The sequence below is a fragment of the Bacillus cereus group sp. BfR-BA-01355 genome, from assembly GCF_022663675.1.
In the GTDB taxonomy this organism is placed as follows: Bacteria; Bacillota; Bacilli; order Bacillales; family Bacillaceae_G; genus Bacillus_A; species Bacillus_A thuringiensis_S.
In genome coordinates this window covers 1-240 of the sequence record NZ_JAKUFY010000428.1, presented here as the reverse complement: position 1 = coordinate 240, position 240 = coordinate 1, and the positions used below count along the sequence as shown (strand labels likewise).

Here is a 240-nt window from a genome sequence, read left to right as displayed (position 1 = left end):
CTATAGAAGTTTTAGGTTTAAAATCTACAGCTTTTTGCAATAAATTAGTTGATGCATAAGTAGCCGGTACATCTCCTGGTTTAATAGGCTCAAATACTTTTTCAAATATAACTTCTCTTCCTAATGCTTTTCCTAATGCTTTCTCTAATGTCTCAATAAATACCATTAACTTTTCAGGGTTGTTATTCCCTATATTAAACACTTTGTGTTCCACATTACCTTTAGGAGGACTACTTAAAA

General features: G+C 31.2%; 1 pseudogene. It reads right to left on the bottom strand.

Going from position 1 to position 240, the window contains the following annotated elements:
• Positions 1–240: pseudogene (locus MR167_RS32345) on the bottom strand (NAD-dependent epimerase); the annotation flags it as partial.